Here is a 15,574-nt window from a genome sequence, read left to right as displayed (position 1 = left end):
GAGAGGAATCCCACATCACATCGTCATCACAAAGCGGTTGATTCGTCGGGGATCACTCCTCACTCGCTGTAACGTCGATTGGGTGCGTACCGAACGGAAGCCCACCCGTCTGGACCGGGTGTTCGCGAGACTGGACCGGGAGCCGGAACGACCGGAGCTCCTGGACGTGCCGGAGATGTCCCGGCACAGGTTCGCGCTGTTCGCCGGGACCCTCGCGTTCTACCTCGCCATCGTCTGGGCCGTGGTGATCACCTCGTGGCTGGTCCGGCTCGACTGGCAGGTCATGTTCTTCAGGCCCTACCAGCAGTGGCCGGAGATCCACGCGTTCGTCGACTACTACGTGGTGCTCGGCCAGCGCGGCCCCACCGCCGTGATGGTCGCGGCCTGGCTCGGCTGGCGCTCCTGGCGGCAGCACACCCTGCGCCCGCTGCTGGCGCTCGGCGTCTCACTGCTCCTGCTGAACATCACGGTCGGCGCCGCCAAGTACGGCATGGGCCGGCTGGGACCGCACTACGCGACCACGATCGGCGCCAACGAGATGTGGCTCGGCGGCGATATATTTCCGAGCGGTCACACCGCGAACGCCGTCGTGACCTGGGGCATCCTCGCCTACCTGGCCTCGACGCACCGGGCCCGGCGCTGGCTGTCCGCACTGTCCGCGGTCACCTCGCTCGGGGTGGGCATGTCCACCGTCTACCTCGGTACTCACTGGCTCAGCGACGTGCTCCTCGGCTGGACGGCGGGGCTGCTGATCCTGCTGGCGCTCCCCTGGTTCGAGCCGCTGATCACCCGGGCGGAGGCCTGGATCCTCGGCCTGCGCGACCGCTGGTACGCCCACCTCGGCCGCCGGCGGACGGCGAAGCGGCCGGTCGGCCGTCCCGTGCCCGTCGCCCCGGCGGGCTCCGGCCGGCCGGGGACCCCGGCCCGCGAGCCGATCGCCGCGCCGCGCACCACCCGGGCGCCGGTGTATCTGGCTCCGGGCCCGCACACGGCCCGCTCGGACCGTACGCCGGTGACCCCGGCCGGCAGTCGCCGGCCGCCGCACGCCGACCGCCACCCGCGCAACACGGCCCCGGCCGCACGCCCGCTGTCGGGCGGCTGACCGCACCCGGCGCTAGCCCTTCCAGGCGCGGGACACGCGGCCGTCCTTCACCTCGAAGTTGAGGCGGCCCACGCGGTACTCCATGGTGATGATCGTGCCGGGCGCCAGGGACCGCACCGTCGACCAGCCCCGCTGCCGCGCCAGCCGCTCGGCCGCGTCGGAATCGAGGCCGACGTAGGTGTCCGGAGTGTCCTGGGGCTCGGCCGGGGGTGTCGGAATCGGTGCCATGCCGCCACGCTATGCCCTGCTCCGGGAGGGGGGAAGCCCGAGCCGGTAACACGGGCCGCAGATGCACCTACGGTCACATTTCTGTCACAGGATCATGCTGCGCGTTTTACTGGAACCCGTTCACACGGACGGATGGATTCGCGCCCGTTCCGCAGACGGCCGAGGTGAATTCCCGCATGTCGCGGCACTCCATCGAATAAGTGGACGCAAAAGGCGTTCGGGTCCCGCCGGCGACGCCCCGCATTCCGCATTCGAACACTCCCGAACGGACGTGCGCGCACCTCTGCGGAAGAGCCCCGAATCACTTACGCGAATCAAACAACGGACACGCGGTCAGGCCTGCACCGGGGCGACGGCGAGCGACAGGTCGTTGTCCCGGGTGTAGTACGGCCCGGCCTCCACGGGGCCGTACGGCGTCCGCACCCGGGCGCGGGGAAACGTGAAGACCGGGTTCTTGTCGGCGACGTCGTCCAGCAGCCGTGCGAGGCGCACCACCGGACCGGCCTCCCCGGAGGGCCGCAGCCACAGGTCCCACAGGCCCGGCGCCAGGCCGTCGTAGGGCACGGTGAAGGCGAACTCCGTCCGCTCGGCGGTGACGTCCACCCGGCGCACTCCGGAGCCGTCCGCGCCACCCTCTCCCTGCCCGGGCCGGGCGCGCAGCTCGACGTCCGCGCCGGGCACGAGCCGGGTGCCGTACAGGCGTCCCCGTACGGTCAGGGCGCCGCTCGCGTGCCGCAGGTCCACCGCCTCCGCGTGCGGGGCGCGCAGCCAGCTGCGGACGGTGAGGTTGCCCTGCCGGGTGGCGTAGGGGATGCGGACGGCGACGTGGCCGAGCAGCCCGCTGGGGGTGCGCTCGGCCAGGGAGCGCAGATCGGTGACGCCGGGCACCAGGCGCCGCGGTCGGCCGTCGGACAGGCGGGCGTAGGCGTCCCAGCGGCCCTCGGGCAGGGAGACGCTGCTGGGCAGCGCGGCGCGCAGCCGGCCCTCCGCCGCCGGGGCCAGCGGCAGGCTGACCGTGTCCGCGTCGGCGGTGGCGTCGGCGTCCCCGACGCGGCGGCGCAGGACGAGCAGGGCCGCCCCGGTGCTCCGGCGCGCGGCCACGTCGAACGTCAGACCGCCCGCGGAGTCGCCGATGCAGTCGGCGCGCAGCAGGGCGGCCGGTGGGGCCTGCGGCGTCATGCGGTGCGGTTCCTCCCCTGGGCTTCTCGTCGTCCGGTTAGACCCGGAACCCTGCCTTCTGGTTGTTCGTGTCCGATTGCGATGTGGTCACGACGGGGACGAGCGCCTGGTGACGACTGTTTCCAGTCACCCAGTTCATTCGCTGATTTCATGATTTGTCGACTCGCGGGCCGGGCCGGTCACCCTGTCCCGGCGGCTCAACCTCCATGCGGAGCAGCCCACTTGGGCCTACGGCGACGATCGCGGTGCTCGGGCGGGCGCGGGCGTCGCCTGGTTCGATTCCGTTGGCCATGGGGCGTGACTCCCGCCACCGGTCCCCCGTTGTCCTTGCATGAGCCGGGGACCCGCCCGGACCACGGCCCGGGAGCCACCCGGTCCGGCCACGCACCGCATCCCGAGGGAGCCACCCGTGCCGCGCATGCTCGACGTCAGCGACGACGTACGCGCCGAGATCGGCGATGAAGAAGCCGACCGCCTGCTGGCCGGGGAGTCCGCCCCGGGCAGCTACGACTGCACGTCCTGCCGCACCCCGGGCGACTGCGAGCAGGAACGCACCAGCACCGTCCTGTTCATCGGGGACGAGACCGCCGTGCTCGCCTTCGCCCACGCGGGCTGCCTGCCCTCGCAGGTCGTCAAGGTCACCGAGGAGCAGCTCCAGGGCGCGGTGCGCTCCATCAGCGCCGACCAGGCCCGCTCCGAGCCCGCTCCCGCCGCCCCGGAGAAGGCTGCGCCCGAGCAGGCCGTGCTCGGTGTGACCAGCGGGCTGATCCTGATCGCCGGGGAGCTGCACCCGGCCCTCGTGGTGGAGCCGACCGCGCCCATCGCCCGGCCCGGCACGGCCGGCTCCGGCGACGACTTCCTGCCGCTGCTGATCGAGCAGGGCTTCATGCCGGTCACCGAGCTGGTGTCCGCGCCGGCCGTGCTGCACGGCTGGTCGGTCCTGCTGGCGATGGGCCAGCTGCACGCGGTGCTCCAGCCCGGGACGAACGGCGGCCGGCCGGTCGCCTGGTGGCAGGCGCACCAGCCGCTCCAGGTCACCGAGGGCTGGCGCACGGCGGCCAACAAGCACCAGCAGGTGTTGATGTTCGCGGCGCCCGTCGGGTCGATCGGCCGGCAGCCGCGCGAGGACCTGCTGCGGGACGCGCTGGACAAGGCGGCGGCGAACGGACAGCTGGTCGCGGCGGCGCTGCCGCTGGCGGGGACCTGAGCCGGTCCACGCCGCTGCCGGACGGCCGTCACCTGGGCCGCATCCCTTCCACCGCGGGGTCGTTTGGACATACGTGTACGCATACGACGCCTTCCACCGCCACGGCGGCCCCTCGACCACGCCGATCTACGACGCGCTCTACGCGGAGTACGTCAGGTCCTTCCGATCGCTGCCGGGCGATCGCAGCGGTGAGGAGGAGCTCGGATTCACGGCCTTCCGGAGCATCCCGCGCGGCAGAGGCGGCTACAGCGCCTACAGCACGGGGGCCCAGAGCGCCCGCGTCGGCCAGCAGTCGGTGTGGCAGCGCGTCGGCGGCTCGCACCACGTACCGGCGGCGCTGCCTCCGGCCCGGCGGTCCGGCACCTGACCGCAGGCCCGGTGATGGGTGAGGGGCGCCCCGGCCGGGGCGCCCCTCACCCATCACCGGGGTGGTCCTACTTCTTCTTCGCGCCGCGCTTCTCGCGGACCCGCACCGAGATGTGGATCGGCGTCCCCTCGAAGCCGAACTCCTCACGCAGCCGGCGCTCGATGAAGCGCCGGTAGCCCGCCTCGATGAAGCCGGAGGCGAAGAGCACGAACCGCGGGGGCTTGGTGCCCGCCTGGGTGCCGAAGAGGATCCGCGGCTGCTTGCCGCCCCGCACCGGGTGCGGGTGGGCGGCGACCAGCTCACCCAGGAAGGCGTTCAGCCGGCCCGTCGGGACCCGGGTCTCCCAGCCCGCCAGGGCGGTCTCGATCGCGGGGACGAGCTTCTCCATGTGCCGGCCGGTCTGCGCCGAGACGTTGACCCGCGGCGCCCAGGCCACCTGGCCCAGCTCCGTCTCGATCTCCCGCTCCAGGTAGTAGCGGCGCTCCTCGTCGAGGGTGTCCCACTTGTTGTAGGCGACGACGATCGCGCGGCCCGCCTCGACGGCCATGGTGACGATCCGCTGGTCCTGGACCGAGATGGACTCGGAGGCGTCGATGAGGATCACGGCAACCTCCGCCTTCTCGACGGCGGCGGCGGTGCGCAGCGAGGCGTAGTAGTCGGCGCCCTGCTGAAGGTGCACGCGCTTGCGGATGCCCGCCGTGTCGACGAACTTCCAGGTGACGCCGCCCAGTTCGATCAGCTCGTCGACCGGGTCGCGGGTGGTGCCGGCCAGTTCGTTGACGACGACGCGCTCCTCGCCGGCGACCTTGTTCAGCAGCGAGGACTTGCCGACGTTGGGGCGGCCGATCAGGGCGATGCGGCGCGGGCCGCCGACGGCGGTGCCGAAGGTCTGGGCCGGGGCCTCGGGCAGGGCTTCCAGGACCCTGTCCAGCATGTCGCCGGTGCCGCGGCCGTGCAGCGCGGAGACGGGGTGCGGCTCACCGAGGCCCAGCGACCACAGGTAGGAGGCGTCGGCCTCGCCGCTCGGGCCGTCGACCTTGTTGGCGCACAGCACGACGGGCTTGCCGGCCTTGCGCAGCAGCCGGACGACCGCCTCGTCGGTGTCGGTGGCGCCGACCTTGGCGTCCACGACGAAGACGACCGCGTCGGCGGCCTCGATGGCGTACTCGGCCTGCGCGGCCACGGAGGCGTCGATGCCGAGGACGTCCTGCTCCCAGCCGCCGGTGTCGACGACCTTGAAGCGGCGGCCCGCCCACTCGGCCTCGTAGGTGACGCGGTCGCGGGTGACGCCGGGCTTGTCCTCGACGACGGCCTCGCGGCGACCGATGATGCGGTTCACGAGGGTCGACTTGCCGACATTGGGGCGGCCGACGACGGCGAGGACGGGCAGCGGGCCGTGCCCGGCCTCCTCGATCGCGCCCTCGACCTCCTCGATGTCGAAGCCCTCTTCGGCGGCCAGCTCCATGAACTGCGCGTACTCGGCGTCGCCGAGCGCCCCGTGGTCGTGCTCCTCGCCCGAGCCCTCGGAGTGGATGTGGTCGTTCATGAAGTCCGTACCTCGTTCATCGTGGTGATCGGTGGCGCACCCTGTACCGGGTGATCCACTACTCAAGTGTCACTCAGCGCCCGGTGAGGCGCCTGGCGTTTTCCAGGTGCGCGGTGAGCTGCTTCTGGATGCGTTCGGTTGCCTCGTCCAGGGCCTTGCGGGTGCGCCGCCCACTGCCGTCGCCCGCGTCGAACGGGTCGCCGAAGACGACGTCGACGCGGGAGCGCAGCGGGGGCAGCGCCTTTATCAACCGTCCGGGACGGTCCGTGCTTCCCAGCACCGCGACCGGGACGATCGGCGCGCCGCTGCGCACCGCGAAGTACGCGAGCCCGGCGCGCAGCGAGGCGAAGTCGCCCTCGCCCCGGGTGCCCTCCGGGAAGATGCCGAGGACCCCGCCGTCCGCCAGCACGCCGAGCGCCTGTCCTATCGCAGCGCGGTCGGTGGAGTGGCGGTCCACCTTCAGCTGGCCGATGCCGGTCAGGAACCGTCCGAGCGGGCCGACGAAGGCCTCCTTCTTGATCAGGAAGTGCGTCGGCCGGGGAGCGACCCCCATGACCATCGGGCCGTCGATGTTGTGCGCGTGGTTGACGGCGTAGATCACCGGGCCGGTGGCGGGCACCCGCCAGGCGCCGAGCACGCGCGGCTTCCACAGCCCGTACATCAGGCCGACGCCGATGCGCCGGCCGACCTCGGCGCCCTTCTCGGAGGGGACGGGCGCTGTGGAGGATGCGGTCACTTCCCCGCCCGCTTCTCCTCGACGAGAGTGACGACGCACTCGATGACCTGCGGGAGGGTGAGGGCGGTGGTGTCCACCTCGACCGCGTCGCCGGCCTTGGCCAGCGGGGAGGTCTTGCGGCTGGAGTCGGCCGCGTCCCGCTTGATCAGGGCCTCGCGGGTGGCGTTGACGTCGGCGCCCTTCAGCTCGCCGCTGCGGCGGGCGGCGCGGGCCTCGGCCGACGCGGTGAGGAAGATCTTCAGGTCGGCGTCGGGCAGCACGGTGGTGCCGATGTCGCGGCCCTCGACGACGATACCGAGCGGCGCGGCGGCGGCGATGGAGCGCTGCAGCTCGGTGATGCGGGCGCGGATCTCCGGCACGGCGCTGACCGCGCTGACCTTGGAGGTGACCTCCTGGGTGCGGATCGGGCCGGCCACGTCCACGCCGTCGACCGTGATGGTCGGGGCGGCCGGGTCGGTGCCGGAGACGATCTCGGGCTTGCCGGCCGCGGCGGCCACGGCGTGCGGGTCGTCGGTGTCGATGCCGTTGGTCACCATCCACCAGGTGATCGCCCGGTACTGGGCACCGGTGTCCAGGTAGCTGAGGCCGAGCTGTGCGGCCACGGCCTTCGACGTGCTCGACTTGCCCGTGCCGGAGGGGCCGTCGATGGCGACAATCACGGCCGGGACGGTCGGGGCGGCGCCGTTTTCCACGAGGGGACACCTTCCTGGTGCGGTGCGGTGGGTGGTGCGCGGGACGCGAGCGCGTCCCGCACAGGGCCTGTCCGGCGATTCCCGTCGCCCGCCCGGAGGGCGGCCCCGGCGGTGTCCGGTACGTGCGATCGCAAGGCGCCGGAGCGCCCTGTGGCGGAGCCACGCGGGCGTTTCGGCAACGCGGCGAGCGTGCGTGCCAGGCGTCGCCGGGCAGGAACCATCAGACAGGCCCTAGGTTACCGGGCCCGCCGGGCACCTCTTACAGCCCTATGACGCTCCCGCGGCGCCGTGCCGCCCGCCATCACTGGCGGATCGCCCAGCCCCGCTCCTTCAGGGCCGCGGTGAGCACGGCGGCGGCCTTCGGCTCGACCATGAGCTGCACCAGACCCGCCTGCTGCCCGGTCGCGTGCTCGATCCGTACGTCCTCGACGTTGACCCCGGCGCGCCCCGCGTCCGCGAAGATGCGGGCCAGCTGGCCGGGCTGGTCGTCGATGAGGACGGCCACCGTCTCGTAGACGCCCGGGGCCGAGCCGTGCTTGCCCGGGACGCGGACCTGTCCGGCGTTGCCGCGCCGCAGCACCTCGGCGATGCCGTTGCCGCCCTCGCGGCGCTTGTCCTCGTCGGAGGACTGCAGGGCGCGCAGGGCCCGCACCGTCTCCTCCAGGTCGGCGGCGACGTCGGTGAGCAGGTCGGCGACCGGCCCGGGGTTGGCGGAGAGGATGTCGATCCACATCCGGGGCTCGGAGGCGGCGATCCGGGTCACGTCGCGGATGCCCTGCCCGCACAGCCGTACGGCGGCCTCCTCGGCGTGCTCCAGGCGCGCGGCGACCATGTTGGAGACCAGGTGGGGCATGTGGGAGACGAGGGCCACGGCGCGGTCGTGGGCGTCGGCGTCCATCACCACGGGCACCGCGCGGCAGTGCGAGACCAGCTCCAGGGCGAGGTTCAGCACCTCGGTGTCGGTGTCCCGGGTCGGGGTCAGCACCCACGGGCGTCCCTCGAAGAGGTCGGCCGTGGCGGCCAGCGGGCCGGACTTCTCCCGGCCGGACATGGGGTGGGTGCCGATGTACGCCGACAGGTCGACGCCGCGCGCCTCCAGCTCCCGCCGGGGGCCGCCCTTGACGCTGGCCACGTCGATGTAGCCGCGGGCGGCGCCGCGGGCCATGGCGTCGGCGAGCACGTCGGCCACCAGGGCGGGCGGGGCGGCGACGATCGCGAGGTCGACCGGGCCGCCCGGCGCCTCGTCGGTGCCGGCGCCGAGCGCGGCGGCGGTACGGGCCTGCCCGGGGTCGTGGTCGGCGAGGTGGACGGTGACGCCCCGGGCGGTGAGGGCGAGGGCGGCGGAGGTGCCGATGAGGCCGGTGCCGATGACGAGTGCGGTTCTCACTGGGCGATGTCCTTGCGCAGGGCCGCGGCGGCGCCGAGGTAGACGTGGGCGATCTCGGTGCGGGGCCGGTCGGACTCGATGTGGGCGAGGACACGCACCACGCGGGGCATGGCGCCCTCGACGTCCAGCTCCTGGGCGCAGATCAGCGGCACGTCGGTGATGCCGAGCCCGCGGGCCGCGGCGGCCGGGAAGTCGCTGTGCAGGTCGGGGGTGGCGGTGAACCACAGGCTGATCAGGTCGTCGACCGCCAGGCCGTTGCGCTCCATGAGGGTGGTCAGCAGGGCCGCGACCTGCTCGTCCATGTGCCCCGCCTCGTCCCGCTCCAGTTGGACGGCGCCCCGGACCGCTCGTACCGCCACGGCGATGCTCCTTGCTGACGTTGCTGACGCGTGTATCGGTTCTTGGTCCGTCCAGCCTAGTCAGCCCGCCGGGTACCGGCCCGCGGCGCCCGTCTCCTGAGACGCTGGCGGCGGCCCCTTCAACCTCCCCCCGGAGTCGTGAGATGACCCACACCCCGAGCCGCCGTACGGTCCTTCGCTGCGCGGGCGCGGCGGCGCTCTGCGCGGGGTGCGGGGGCGGTGACGGCGACTCCTCGGCCGCCTCCTCGGGGCAGGAACTGGCGTCCACGGGCGACATCCCGGTCGCCGGCGGCAAGGTCCTCACCGAGGAGAGGATCGTGGTGACCCAGCCGCGGAAGGGCGAGTTCAAGGCGTTCTCGGCGGTCTGCACCCATCAGGGCTGCATCGTGTCGGACGTGCGGGACGGCACCATCGACTGCGCCTGCCACGGCAGCAGGTTCGCCGTGGCCGACGGCTCGGTGGTGCGGGGTCCGGCCACAAAGCCGCTGCCCGGGAAGCGGATCACGGTGGAGGGAAATTCGGTCCGCCTGGCCTGAGCCGCCCGCGTACGCTCCGGCCATGCGCCCCGAGACCCTGGTCCGCGACCACACGATCTACGCCTGTGTCATGGGTTCGCGCGCCTTCGGTCTGGCGACGGAGGACAGCGACACGGACCGGCGGGGGGTCTTCCTCGCGCCGACCGCGCTGTTCTGGCGCTTCGAGAAGCCGCCGACGCATGTGGAGGGCCCCGGCGAGGAGCGGTTCAGCTGGGAGCTGGAGCGCTTCTGCGAGCTGGCCCTGCGGGCGAACCCGAACATCCTGGAATGCCTGCACTCCCCCTTCGTGGAGCGGGTGGACGACACGGGCCGCGAACTGCTCGCCCTGCGCGGGGCGTTCCTCTCCCGCCGGGTGCACGAGACGTTCACGCGGTACGCGCACGGCCAGCGCCGCAAGCTGGACGCCGATGTGCGCGTCCACGGCGCCCCGCGCTGGAAGCACGCGATGCATCTGCTGCGGCTCCTGACGAGCGCCCGCGACCTGCTGCGCACGGGCGCCCTGACGATCGACGTCGGCGAGGACCGTGACACCCTGCTCGCCGTGAAGCGCGGCGAGGTGCCCTGGCCCGAGGTGGAGGCGCGGATGAACCGCCTGGTGCGGGAGGGCGAGGAGGCCGCCGCACGCAGTCCCCTGCCCGAGGAGCCGGACCGGCGCCGCGTCGAGGACTTCCTGGTCCGCACCCGCCGCGCCTCAGCGCTCCAGCCGGGTCCGTACGACGAAGTCGTGCAGGGCGTCGTACGCGGTCGGCGCGTCGGGGAGGGCTGACGCGGCCTGCGCCTCGTCCAGCACGGCGTGCAGCCGCTCCACGTCGGCCCGCACGCGCGCGTGGTCGACGTCGGCGACCCCGTGCTCGTGTGCGGCCTTGGCGGCGACCAGTTCGGGCAGGTAGGCGGGGGCGGCGTCCACCGCTTCGACGAGGGTGGGCAGGTGCGGCTGCACCTCTCCGGTGCGCATCAGGTGGATGCCGGTGAGCAGCACCCGGAAGGTGTACAGGAGCGGCTTCAGCTGGCCGGTCCTCTCGAACAGCCGCCACTGGGTCTGTGCGAACCCCCGGTAGTGGTGGGCGTGGTGGCGGGTGAGGACGCCCGGCGCGTGTCCGGCCAGTTCCCGGTGCGCCTCGGTGGTGTGCACGACCAGCGGCGACAGCAGCTGCTCCAGCACGTAGCCGTTGCGGCGGAGCATCAGCCGGACGAACTTGCGCAGGTCGTGGGTGACCAGGTCCATCTCGACGCCGTCCCGGTCCCACATCCGCGACCGGGTCTCCTCCGGCTCGCGCAGCCCGACCAGGTCGGCGGCGGGCAGCAGGTGGACGCCGCGCAGATCGACGTCGGAGTCGCGGGAGGGGAAGCCGTAGAGGTGGGCGCCGGAGACGGTGGCGAACAGCACCGGGAAGGGCTGTTCGGCCACCACCGGCGCCAGGTCGATGTCCAGGGCGTCGATCATGTGCTCAAGCGTCCCAGAGCGCTCCGAGGGCCAGCAGGTCGCCCCGGTACTCGACGCGGTCCGCCCAGTCGGCCGGCCAGGCGTCGGCCCCCAGGTGCGCGCCCGCGAAGGCGCCCGCGAGGCAGGCGATGGAGTCGGAGTCGCCGGAGGTGCAGGCGCCGCGCCGCAGGGCGGTCAGCGGCTCGTCGACGAAGAGCAGGAAGCAGAGCAGCCCGGCCGCCATGGCCTCCTCGGCGATCCAGCCCTCGCCGACGGCCCGGCAGGGGTCGGTCTCGGGCGAGACGGTACGCACCGCCTCCTGGAGCCGGTCGAGGGTGGCCAGGCACTCGTCCCAGCCGCGCGCGATGAAGTGCTCGGGCGTCGGGTCCTGGGCGCGGGTCCACAGGTCGCCGAGCCAGCGCTCGTGGTAGCGGGTGCGGTTGTCGTAGGCGTACGAGCGCAGCCGCCCGACGAGGCCGGTCGGCTCGGCGCCCTCGGCGAGCAGCCGTACGGCGTACGCGGTGAGGTCGGAGGCGGCGAGCGCGGTGGGGTGGCCGTGGGTGAGCGCGGACTGCAACTGGGCGGCGCCCGCGCGCTGTTCGTCGCTGAGGCCGGGCACGAGGCCGACCGGTGCGACCCGCATGTTGGCGCCGCAGCCCTTGGAGTGGATCTGGCTGGCCTCCTGCCAGGGGCTCTCGGCCCGCTCCAGCAGGTCGCAGGCCCTGATGCAGGTGTTGCCGGGGGCCCGGTTGTTGTCCGGTGAGCGGTTCCAGGCGATGAACTCCTGCCGTACCGGCCCGGTCATGCTCTCGGGTGCCAGCACGCCCCGGTCCATGGCCGCCCGCAGCCCCCTGCCCAGCGCCAGCGTCATCTGGGTGTCGTCGGTGACGATCGCGGGCCGGGGCAGCGCCATCTCCCGCCAGGGGCCGCACTTGGCGAGGATCGCCGGGACGTCGTTGAACTCGGTCGGGAAACCCAGCGCGTCGCCGAGGGCGAGGCCGGTGAGCGCTCCGGTGGCGGCGCGCTTGGTGCCGGTGGTGGTGGTCATGCGGGGCGTCCTTCCCGAGGGGTGCGCGGCAGGGGCGGGTGCAGGCTGGTGGCGGGGCCCGCGCGGTACAGGGCGGCGGGCTTGCCGCGGCCTCCGGTCAGGCGGGCGGCGCCCGGGACGGGCTCGACGAAACCGGGGGTGGCGAGGACCTTGCGGCGGAAGTTGGGCCGGTCCAGGGCCGTGCCCCACACCGTCTCGTAGACCCCTTGCAGCTCGCCGAGGGTGAACTCGGCCGGGCAGAAGGCGGTGGCCAGGCAGGTGTACTCCAGCTTGGCGCCGACGCGGTCCCGGGCGTCGGCCAGGATCCGGTCGTGGTCGAAGGCGAGGCCCTGGGCCTTGTCGTACGGCACCCAGCGGGCCTCGGCCGCGTCACCGCCGCCGCGCGGTTCGGGCGGGTTCGGCAGCAGGGCGGCGAAGGCCACGGACACGACCCGCATGCGGGGGTCGCGGGCGGGTTCGCTGTAGGTCCGCAGCTGCTCCAGGTGCAGCCCGGTCACGTCCGCCAGGCCGGTCTCCTCGGCCAGCTCCCTGCGGGCGGCCGTCTCCGCCGACTCCTCGGGGAGCAGGAAACCGCCGGGGAGCGCCCAGCGGCCCGCGTACGGCTCCTGTCCCCGCTCGACGAGCAGCACGTGCAGCGCGCCCGCGCGCAGGGTGAGGACGGCGAGGTCGACGGTGACGGCGAAGGGTTCGAAAGCGTGCTTGTCGTAGCCGCGCACGAACGCCCACCCCCTTAATAGTCACTACGACTATAAAGACGGCGGGCGCTCGGAACAACCCTCGGAGGCCTAGAGCTCGACCTCCTGCATCAGCATCCCGACCTCCGTGTTGGACAGGCGGCGCAGCCAGCCCGACTTCTGGTCGCCCAGCGTGATCGGACCGAAGGCGGTGCGCACCAGCTTGTCGACGGGGAAGCCCGCCTCCGCCAGCATCCGGCGCACGATGTGCTTGCGGCCCTCGTGCAGGGTCACCTCGACCAGGTAGTTCTTGCCGGTCTGCTCGACGACCCGGAAATGGTCCGCGCGCGCGTACCCGTCCTCCAGCTGGATGCCGTCCTTGAGGCGCTTGCCGAGGTCGCGCGGGATCGGGCCCACGATGTGCGCGAGATAGGTCTTCTTCACGCCGTACCTGGGGTGGGTCAGCCGGTGGGCCAGCTCGCCGTGGTTGGTGAGCAGGATGACGCCCTCGGTCTCGGTGTCGAGCCGGCCCACGTGGAAGAGGCGGGTATCGCGGTTGGTGACGTAGTCACCGAGGCACTGGCGGCCCTCCGGGTCCTCCATGGTGGAGACGACACCGGCGGGCTTGTTGAGCGAGAAGAACTGGTACGACTGCGTGGCGACGGTCAGGCCGTCGACCTTGACCTCGTCCTTCTCCGGGTCGACGCGGCGGCCCTGCTCCAGCACGATCTCGCCGTTGATCTCGACCCTGGCCTGCTCGATCAGCTCCTCGCAGGCGCGCCGGGAGCCGTAGCCCGCGCGCGCGAGGACCTTCTGCAGGCGCTCGCCCTCCTGCTCGGCGCCCGGGAAGGTCTTGGGCAGCTTGGCCTCCTTCTTGCCCGCGTACCGCTCGCGGTTGCGCTCCTCGGCCCGCGTCTCGTACTCGCGGGACGTGGCCGGGGCGCTGCGGCCGCGCTGCTGGGGCCGCTTCGGGCCGCCCTTGGCACCACCGCGGGCCGAGGGGCCGCGGCCCGACTTCGGGCCGTCCTTGGTGGCGCCGGGGCCCACGTCGTAACGCCGCTCCTCCGGGCGCGGCTTCTTGGGACGGCCGCCCTGCTTGTCGTCGCGGTCGTTGCCGGCGCCGCGGTAGTTGCCGCGGCCACCGCCACTCCCGCCGCGGCCGCCGCTGTTGCCACCACGGCTCCCGCCGTTGTTTCCGCTGCTGTTCCTGCCGCTGCTGCTTCGCATCAAAATTCCGTCTTGTCGTGTGCGCCCTCGGAATCCGGGGCGTCCGGATCGAACGACGGGACCGCTTCCAGCGTCTCGGCCTCGATCGCCTCCGCCTCCGGGAGGAAGGGCGCGAGCTCCGGGAGCTCGTCCAGGCCGCGCAGGCCCATTCGCTCCAGGAAGTAGTTCGTCGTCACGTACAGGATCGCACCTGTTTCGGGTTCCGTGCCCGACTCCTCGACCAGCCCCCGCTGGAGGAGGGTGCGCATCACGCCGTCGCAGTTCACGCCGCGCACCGCGGAGACCCGGCTGCGGCTGACCGGCTGGCGGTAGGCGACGACCGCGAGGGTCTCCAGGGCGGCCTGGGTGAGCCGGGCGTGCTGGCCGTCCAGGACGAAGCCCTCGACGGCCGCGGCGTACTCGGGCCGGCTGTAGAAGCGCCAGCCCCCGGCGACCAGCCGCAGCTCGAAGCCGCGGCCCTGGACGGCGTACTCGTCGGCCAGCTCGCGCAGAGCGTCCGCGATCCGTCGCCGGGGCCGTTGCAGTATCTTCGCCAGCCGCTCCTCGGTCGCGGGCTCGTCGACGACCATGAGGACGGCTTCGAGGGCGGGCTTGAGGTCGAGTCCGGCCACGCCGTCGGGCCCGTCGGGAGCCCCGGTGCTCGCTTCGACCTCGGTGGTCTTCTCTCTCACGCCTTCTGCTCCTCCTTCGGGGCCTCGGGCGGCCGGTCGAACTCGTCGGTCACCACCGGCTGCGCCGCACCGTCACCGCCGGTCCAGCGCACCAGCAGGTCGCCGAGGGCCCTCTCCTGGTCCAGCTCGACGGCCTTCTCCCGGTACAGCTCCAGCAGGGCCAGGAAGCGGGCGACGACGGTCAGGGTGTCCTCGGTGTCCTGGACCAGTACGCGGAAGCTGGCCTCGCCCAGTTCTCTCAGGCGGGCGACGACGATCCCGGCCTGCTCCTGCACGCTGACCAGGGGCGCGTGGATGTGCTCGACGTACACCTGCGGCCTGGGCCTCGGCTGCATCGCCTTCACGGCGAGCTTGGCGAAGCCCTCGGGGCCGATGCTGATGACGACCTCGGGCAGCAGCTCGGCGTGGTGCGGCTCCAGGCCGACGGTCCGGGGGTGGCGGCGGGCCTCGCCCTCCAGCCGCTCGTTGAAGATCTCCGCGATCCGCTTGTACGCGCGGTACTGGAGCAGGCGGGCGAAGAGCAGGTCGCGGGCTTCGAGCAGGGCGAGGTCCGCCTCGTCCTCGACCTCGGCGGCGGGCAGCAGCCGGGCCGCCTTCAGGTCGAGCAGGGTGGCCGCGACCACCAGGAACTCGGTGGTCTGGTCGAGGTCCCAGTCCGGCCCCATGGCCCGGATGTGCGCCATGAACTCGTCGGTCACCTTCGACAGCGCGACCTCGGTGACATCCATCTTGTGCTTGGAGATCAGCTGGAGCAGCAGGTCGAACGGCCCCTCGAAGTTGGCGAGCCGCACCTTGAAGACACCGTCGTCCGCCGCGTCGGGAGCCTCCCCGGAGGGCTCCTGGGACGCTCCCTCGGGGTCCTCCCCGCGAACCCGGTCGGCTTCCCCGGGGGCCTGGGCGGGCACGGGGGGCGGCTCCGGGACGATGACGCTGCGAGGCGCGGCGCCCGCCCGCGACCTCGACTCGGTCCGCGCGGCGGCCTCCCGGTCCCGTCCGTCCTCGTCCGGTCGTGCCGTCTCCGGGACCCGCTCCGGGTCTCCGGGCCCCTCGGCCGGGGCGGGGGCGGGCTCCGCGGGCTCCACCGCGGCCGCCGACCCCTGCGGGCCCCTGCCCAGCGCACGCCGGTGGGCGGCGCGCGGGCCGCGGCCGGGGTGGGGGGCGTCGTTCGAGGTCATGGCCCCCGCAGGCTACC

Annotated in this window: 18 protein-coding genes; 5 read left to right on the top strand and 13 right to left on the bottom strand. The window is 73.2% G+C overall.

The features are described from left to right. Positions 1–82: 82 nt before the first annotated feature. Positions 83–1,102, top strand: coding sequence for a phosphatase PAP2 family protein (locus IE94_RS0123240; RefSeq protein WP_030187552.1), 1,020 nt, complete (start codon positions 83–85; stop codon positions 1,100–1,102). A gap of 12 nt (positions 1,103–1,114) precedes the next feature. Here IE94_RS0123240 and IE94_RS0123235 read toward each other — a convergent pair whose 3' ends face one another. Then, positions 1,115–1,330 (bottom strand): I78 family peptidase inhibitor, encoded by a 216-nt coding sequence (locus tag IE94_RS0123235; RefSeq protein ID WP_030187549.1) that lies wholly within the window; start codon positions 1,328–1,330, stop codon positions 1,115–1,117. A 333-nt stretch (positions 1,331–1,663) separates the two neighbouring features. Continuing rightward, positions 1,664–2,509, bottom strand: coding sequence for a hypothetical protein (locus IE94_RS0123230; protein ID WP_030187548.1), 846 nt, complete (start codon positions 2,507–2,509; stop codon positions 1,664–1,666). Positions 2,510–2,918: 409 nt separating this feature from the next. Here IE94_RS0123230 and IE94_RS0123225 point away from each other — a divergent pair, with 409 nt between their 5' ends. Continuing rightward, positions 2,919–3,716 (top strand): hypothetical protein, encoded by a 798-nt coding sequence (locus IE94_RS0123225; protein WP_030187545.1) that lies wholly within the window; start codon positions 2,919–2,921, stop codon positions 3,714–3,716. 73 nt (positions 3,717–3,789) lie between these two features. Beyond that, positions 3,790–4,083 carry a hypothetical protein gene (locus tag IE94_RS0123220; protein WP_030187534.1) on the top strand — a complete coding sequence of 98 codons (294 nt, stop codon included), beginning with the start codon at positions 3,790–3,792 and terminating at the stop codon, positions 4,081–4,083. Positions 4,084–4,150: 67 nt separating this feature from the next. Here IE94_RS0123220 and der read toward each other — a convergent pair whose 3' ends face one another. The 5 genes from der to aroH all read right to left on the bottom strand — a co-directional run bounded on the left by der (position 4,151) and on the right by aroH (position 8,803). After that, positions 4,151–5,629, bottom strand: a complete 1,479-nt coding sequence (gene der, locus IE94_RS0123215; protein WP_030187531.1) for a ribosome biogenesis GTPase Der — start codon at positions 5,627–5,629, stop codon at positions 4,151–4,153. Between the two features lie 73 nt (positions 5,630–5,702). After that, the gene (locus tag IE94_RS0123210; RefSeq protein ID WP_030187528.1) at positions 5,703–6,365 is read right to left on the bottom strand and encodes a lysophospholipid acyltransferase family protein; all 663 of its coding nucleotides are present in this window, start codon (positions 6,363–6,365) and stop codon (positions 5,703–5,705) included. Next, the gene (cmk, locus tag IE94_RS0123205; protein ID WP_030187526.1) at positions 6,362–7,057 is read right to left on the bottom strand and encodes a (d)CMP kinase; all 696 of its coding nucleotides are present in this window, start codon (positions 7,055–7,057) and stop codon (positions 6,362–6,364) included. Before cmk ends, IE94_RS0123210 begins: the two co-directional genes overlap by 4 nt. 301 nt (positions 7,058–7,358) lie before the next feature. Continuing rightward, positions 7,359–8,444 (bottom strand): prephenate dehydrogenase, encoded by a 1,086-nt coding sequence (locus IE94_RS0123200; RefSeq protein WP_030187525.1) that lies wholly within the window; start codon positions 8,442–8,444, stop codon positions 7,359–7,361. Further along, complete coding sequence (aroH, locus tag IE94_RS0123195; RefSeq protein WP_030187523.1) at positions 8,441–8,803, bottom strand: chorismate mutase; 363 nt, start codon at positions 8,801–8,803, stop codon at positions 8,441–8,443. Before aroH ends, IE94_RS0123200 begins: the two co-directional genes overlap by 4 nt. A 143-nt stretch (positions 8,804–8,946) precedes the next feature. Here aroH and IE94_RS0123190 point away from each other — a divergent pair, with 143 nt between their 5' ends. Both IE94_RS0123190 and IE94_RS0123185 read left to right on the top strand, forming a co-directional pair. Next, entirely contained in the window at positions 8,947–9,339 is a 393-nt protein-coding gene (locus IE94_RS0123190) for a Rieske (2Fe-2S) protein (protein WP_030187521.1), read from the top strand. A 22-nt stretch (positions 9,340–9,361) separates the two neighbouring features. Further along, positions 9,362–10,105, top strand: coding sequence for a nucleotidyltransferase domain-containing protein (locus tag IE94_RS0123185; protein WP_030187518.1), 744 nt, complete (start codon positions 9,362–9,364; stop codon positions 10,103–10,105). On the opposite strand, the gene IE94_RS0123180 is transcribed toward IE94_RS0123185, so the two are convergent. From IE94_RS0123180 to IE94_RS0123155, 6 genes are all read right to left on the bottom strand, one after another. Then, positions 10,031–10,783 carry a nucleotidyltransferase domain-containing protein gene (locus IE94_RS0123180; RefSeq protein ID WP_030187515.1) on the bottom strand — a complete coding sequence of 251 codons (753 nt, stop codon included), beginning with the start codon at positions 10,781–10,783 and terminating at the stop codon, positions 10,031–10,033. The two genes, IE94_RS0123185 and IE94_RS0123180, sit on opposite strands and share 75 nt — an antisense overlap. Positions 10,784–10,787: 4 nt before the next feature. Next, positions 10,788–11,810, bottom strand: a complete 1,023-nt coding sequence (locus tag IE94_RS0123175; RefSeq protein WP_030187513.1) for an ADP-ribosylglycohydrolase family protein — start codon at positions 11,808–11,810, stop codon at positions 10,788–10,790. Beyond that, positions 11,807–12,526, bottom strand: coding sequence for an NUDIX hydrolase (locus IE94_RS0123170; RefSeq protein ID WP_030187512.1), 720 nt, complete (start codon positions 12,524–12,526; stop codon positions 11,807–11,809). The genes IE94_RS0123175 and IE94_RS0123170 overlap by 4 nt, the downstream gene beginning before the upstream one ends. Before the next feature lie 69 nt (positions 12,527–12,595). Further along, entirely contained in the window at positions 12,596–13,711 is a 1,116-nt protein-coding gene (locus tag IE94_RS0123165) for a pseudouridine synthase (RefSeq protein ID WP_030187509.1), read from the bottom strand. After that, entirely contained in the window at positions 13,711–14,382 is a 672-nt protein-coding gene (gene scpB, locus IE94_RS0123160) for an SMC-Scp complex subunit ScpB (protein ID WP_030187506.1), read from the bottom strand. The genes IE94_RS0123165 and scpB overlap by 1 nt, the downstream gene beginning before the upstream one ends. Continuing rightward, complete coding sequence (locus IE94_RS0123155) at positions 14,379–15,557, bottom strand: segregation and condensation protein A (RefSeq protein WP_030187503.1); 1,179 nt, start codon at positions 15,555–15,557, stop codon at positions 14,379–14,381. The genes scpB and IE94_RS0123155 overlap by 4 nt, the downstream gene beginning before the upstream one ends. Between the last annotated feature and the right edge of the window lie 17 nt (positions 15,558–15,574).

Origin of the sequence: Streptomyces violaceorubidus (genome assembly GCF_000717995.1) — a bacterium.
In the GTDB taxonomy this organism is placed as follows: domain Bacteria; phylum Actinomycetota; class Actinomycetes; order Streptomycetales; family Streptomycetaceae; genus Streptomyces; species Streptomyces violaceorubidus.
Note: the sequence above shows the minus strand (reverse complement) of the source record. Positions and strands in the feature narration are given on the sequence as shown.

What these genes read in the sequence shown, in the direction of transcription:
- IE94_RS0123235 (WP_030187549.1), bottom strand. Translation starts at nt 1,330, where the DNA reads ATGGCACCGATTCCGACACCCCCGGCCGAGCCCCAGGACACTCCGGAC.
- IE94_RS0123230 (WP_030187548.1), bottom strand. Translation starts at nt 2,509, where the DNA reads ATGACGCCGCAGGCCCCACCGGCCGCCCTGCTGCGCGCCGACTGCATC.
- der (WP_030187531.1), bottom strand. Translation starts at nt 5,629, where the DNA reads ATGAACGACCACATCCACTCCGAGGGCTCGGGCGAGGAGCACGACCAC.
- IE94_RS0123190 (WP_030187521.1), top strand. Translation starts at nt 8,947, where the DNA reads ATGACCCACACCCCGAGCCGCCGTACGGTCCTTCGCTGCGCGGGCGCG.
- IE94_RS0123185 (WP_030187518.1), top strand. Translation starts at nt 9,362, where the DNA reads ATGCGCCCCGAGACCCTGGTCCGCGACCACACGATCTACGCCTGTGTC.
- IE94_RS0123180 (WP_030187515.1), bottom strand. Translation starts at nt 10,783, where the DNA reads ATGATCGACGCCCTGGACATCGACCTGGCGCCGGTGGTGGCCGAACAG.
- IE94_RS0123175 (WP_030187513.1), bottom strand. Translation starts at nt 11,810, where the DNA reads ATGACCACCACCACCGGCACCAAGCGCGCCGCCACCGGAGCGCTCACC.
- IE94_RS0123165 (WP_030187509.1), bottom strand. Translation starts at nt 13,711, where the DNA reads ATGCGAAGCAGCAGCGGCAGGAACAGCAGCGGAAACAACGGCGGGAGC.
- IE94_RS0123155 (WP_030187503.1), bottom strand. Translation starts at nt 15,557, where the DNA reads ATGACCTCGAACGACGCCCCCCACCCCGGCCGCGGCCCGCGCGCCGCC.